This is a genomic window from Aeromicrobium sp., from assembly GCF_025965075.1.
In the GTDB taxonomy this organism is placed as follows: Bacteria; Actinomycetota; Actinomycetes; order Propionibacteriales; family Nocardioidaceae; genus Aeromicrobium.
Genome location: NZ_JAOPXQ010000132.1, coordinates 1 through 3,648, shown reverse-complemented (window position 1 = coordinate 3,648; position 3,648 = coordinate 1). Strand labels below are relative to the sequence as shown.

The following is a 3,648-nucleotide window of genomic DNA, read 5'->3' as shown; positions in this document are numbered from 1 at the left end:
TCGTTCGTCTCGGTGTTCATGTACGCCGGCTCGATGTCGACCTCGGAGATCGTCGAGGCCCAGAGCGACCTGTGGTACTTCGTGCCGCTGTTCCCGTCGTTCGTCATCTACGTCATCGCGATGGTCGGCGAGACCAACCGCGCCCCGTTCGACCTCCCCGAGGCCGAGGGCGAGCTCGTCGGCGGCTTCCACACCGAGTACTCATCGCTCAAGTTCGCGCTGTTCTTCCTCGCGGAGTACGTCAACATGGTGACCGTCTCGGCGCTCGCGACGACATTGTTCCTCGGCGGCTGGCGCGCGCCGTTCGGCATCGGGCAGATCGACGACGGCTACTTCAACACCGGCTACTGGCCGCTGCTGTGGTTCTTCGGCAAGACGTTGGGCTTCATCTTCGTGTTCGTGTGGCTGCGCGGCACGCTCCCGCGCATGCGCTACGACCAGTTCATGAGCTTCGGCTGGAAGATCCTGATCCCCGTGTCCCTGGCGTGGATCATCGCGGTCGCCCTGATCCGCAAGCTCAAGAGCGAGGACATGCTCGACCAGCAGGTCCTGTCGTACGTCGCGATCGCCGCGGGCATCCTGGTCGTGCTGACGTTCTTCATCCCGGAGAAGAAGCCCGCGCCGGAGCCCGAGCCCGAGGAGTTCGACGCGTTCGCGGGCGGCTATCCCGTCCCGCCGATGCCCGGGCAGCGGACCACCACCGACGTACACCCCGTCGACACCGACCCCGAGAGGACGGCTCCCCGATGAGCAATCCCGTGCGCGAGACCCTCTGGGACCCGATCGCCGGGTTCGGCGTGACGTTCCGGACGATGTTCCGCAAGACCGTCACCGAGCAGTACCCGTTCGAGAAGGTGCCGACGGCGCCGCGCTTCCACGGCCGGCACCAGCTCAACCGCTGGCCCGACGGGCTCGAGAAGTGCATCGGCTGCGAGCTGTGCGCGTGGGCGTGCCCCGCGGACGCGATCTACGTCGAGGGCGCCGACAACACCGAGGGCGGCCGGCACAGCCCCGGCGAGCGCTACGGCCGGGTCTACCAGATCAACTACCTGCGCTGCATCCTGTGCGGGCTGTGCATCGAGGCCTGCCCGACCCGCGCGCTGACCATGACCAACGAGTACGAGCTCGCGGACAACAACCGGGAGGCGCTGATCTACGAGAAGAACGACCTCCTGGCGCCGCTGCTGCCCGGCATGGTCGAGCCGCCGCACGAGATGCTGATCAGCGACGACCACCAGGACTACTACCGCGGCAAGCAGCTCCCGATCGTCACCGTGACGAGCGACGCCCCGTCGAACAGTGAGGCGGGCGCGTGACGACGTTCTGGCTCCTCGCCCCGATCATGGTGATCGCGGCCCTCGGCCTGCTGTTCGCGAGGAAGGCCGTGCACGCGGCACTCGCGCTGGCCGTCGTCATGATCAGCCTCGCGATCCTCTACGCCGCGCAGGGCGCGCCGTTCCTCTTCGCGGTGCAGATCATCGTCTACACCGGCGCCATCATGATGCTGTTCCTGTTCGTCCTGATGCTGGTCGGCGTCGACTCCTCCGACGCGGTCCGCGAGACGATCGCCGGGCAGAAGCTCGCCGCGACCGTCATCGGCCTGATCTTCGGCATCACGGCGGTCCTCGCGGTCGGCCAGACCGTCTCGGGCGCCGTGGTCGGGCTCAAGGCCGCCAACAGCAACGGCAATCCGTACGGGCTGAGCGAGCTGCTGTTCGGCAAGTACGTCCTGGCGTTCGAGTTCACCAGCGCCCTGCTCATCACCGCGGCGCTCGGCGCGATGGTGCTGGCGCACAAGGAACGTCTCACGGTCCGGCACACGCAGGCCGACATCGCCGCCCGGCGGATGCGCGAGTACGCCGAGTCGGGCCGCCACCCCGGCCCCGCCCCGACCCCGGGCGTCTTCGCCCGTCACAACGCCGTCGACACCCCAGCGCTGCTGCCCGACGGCACCCCGCTGGACGCCTCGGTGTCGCCCAGCATCGCCGAGCGTGGGCAGACCCGGTCGGGCTTCGACGCCGACGTCGAGCGCATCGCCCGTCAGCTCGAGTCGGACGGGGAGGACGACAAGTGACCGAGTACATCACCCTGTCGCTGATCCTGTTCACGATCGGCGCCGTCGGGGTCCTCGTGCGCCGCAACGCGATCGTGGTCTTCATGTGCATCGAGCTCATGCTCAACGCGACCAACCTCGCGTTCGTGAGCTTCTCCCGGCAGCACGGCAACCTCGACGGGCAGGTGGCCGCCTTCTTCGTGATGGTCGTCGCCGCGGCCGAGGTCGTCGTGGGACTGTCCATCATCGTGTCCATCTACCGCACGCGCCGGTCGACCTCGGTCGACGACGCGAGCCTGCTGAAGTCGTAGGGGGCACCGATGTTCGATCTGCAGTGGCTGCTCATTGCCATCCCACTGGCCAGCGGCGCGCTGCTGCTGGTCTGGGGCAAGGAGGCCGACCGCTTCGGCCACCTCATCGGCACCGCCGCCTCGGCCGCCTCGTTCGTGTGGGGCGCCGTGCTGTTCGCCAGGCTCATGGGCAGCGACGCCGAGGACCGGGCCCACACCAGCAAGCTCTTCACCTGGATCGACACCGGGACGTTCCACGTCGACATGTCGTTCACGTACGACCAGCTGTCCGGACTGTTCGTCCTGCTCATCACGGGCGTCGGCACGCTGATCCACGTCTACTCGATCGGCTACATGGAGCACGACGACCGCCGCCGGCGGTTCTTCGCCTACCTCAACATCTTCATCGCGGCGATGCTGACGCTGGTCCTCGCCGCCGACTACCTCGTGCTCTTCCTCGGCTGGGAGGGCGTGGGCCTGGCGTCGTACCTGCTGATCGGGTTCTGGCAGCACAAGCCTTCGGCCGCTGCGGCCGCCAAGAAGGCCTTCGTCGTCAACCGCGTCGGTGACGTCGGGATGGCGCTGGCGATCATGCTGATGTTCGCCCAGTTCGGCACGACCGCGATCTCGACCGTCAACGCGACGGTCCCGGGCGCGACGCAGGCAGCCGCCACGGCACTCGGCCTGCTGCTGCTGCTCGGCGCGTGCGGCAAGTCCGCCCAGGTGCCGCTGCAGAGCTGGCTGCTCGACGCGATGGAGGGCCCGACCCCCGTCTCGGCCCTGATCCACGCCGCGACGATGGTCACCGCGGGCGTCTACCTCATCGTCCGCTCGCACGGCATCTTCGACGCCTCGGAGGCCGCGCGCAACGCCGTCATCGTGGTCGGCCTGGTGACGCTGCTGGTCGGCGCCTGGATCGGCTGCGCCAAGGATGACATCAAGAAGGCCCTCGCCGGCTCGACCATGAGCCAGATCGGCTACATGATGCTCGCCGCGGGCCTCGGCCCGGCCGGCTACGCGTTCGCGATCTTCCACCTCATCACGCACGGTTTCTTCAAGGCCAACATGTTCCTCGGAGCGGGTTCGGTCATGCATGGCATGAACGACGACGTCAACATGCGCCATTACGGCGGCTTGACCAAGGCGATGCCGTGGACATTCGCGACGTTCGGTCTCGGCTATTTCGCGATCATCGGCTTCCCCGGCTTGTCGGGCTTCTTCTCGAAGGACAAGATCATCGAGGCCGCGTTCGGTCAGAACTTTTGGATCGGTCTTGCTGCGCTCCTCGGCGCCGGCGTCACCGGC

General features: G+C 67.6%; 5 protein-coding genes. All 5 read left to right on the top strand.

Annotated elements, in window-relative coordinates; genetic code table 11:
- Positions 1–750 (top strand): NADH-quinone oxidoreductase subunit H (locus JWQ91_RS08335; RefSeq protein WP_297782400.1); only part of this gene is annotated, 750 nt, incomplete at its 5' end.
- Entirely contained in the window at positions 747–1,316 is a 570-nt protein-coding gene (gene nuoI, locus JWQ91_RS08330; protein WP_297782399.1) for an NADH-quinone oxidoreductase subunit NuoI, read from the top strand. The genes JWQ91_RS08335 and nuoI, both read left to right, overlap by 4 nt.
- Positions 1,313–2,074, top strand: a complete 762-nt coding sequence (locus tag JWQ91_RS08325) for an NADH-quinone oxidoreductase subunit J (protein ID WP_297782398.1) — start codon at positions 1,313–1,315, stop codon at positions 2,072–2,074. The genes nuoI and JWQ91_RS08325 overlap by 4 nt, the downstream gene beginning before the upstream one ends.
- Positions 2,071–2,364, top strand: a complete 294-nt coding sequence (gene nuoK / locus JWQ91_RS08320; RefSeq protein WP_297782397.1) for an NADH-quinone oxidoreductase subunit NuoK — start codon at positions 2,071–2,073, stop codon at positions 2,362–2,364. The genes JWQ91_RS08325 and nuoK overlap by 4 nt, the downstream gene beginning before the upstream one ends.
- A gap of 9 nt (positions 2,365–2,373) precedes the next feature.
- A partial coding sequence (gene nuoL, locus JWQ91_RS08315; protein WP_297782396.1) for an NADH-quinone oxidoreductase subunit L occupies positions 2,374–3,648 on the top strand: 1,275 nt, incomplete at its 3' end.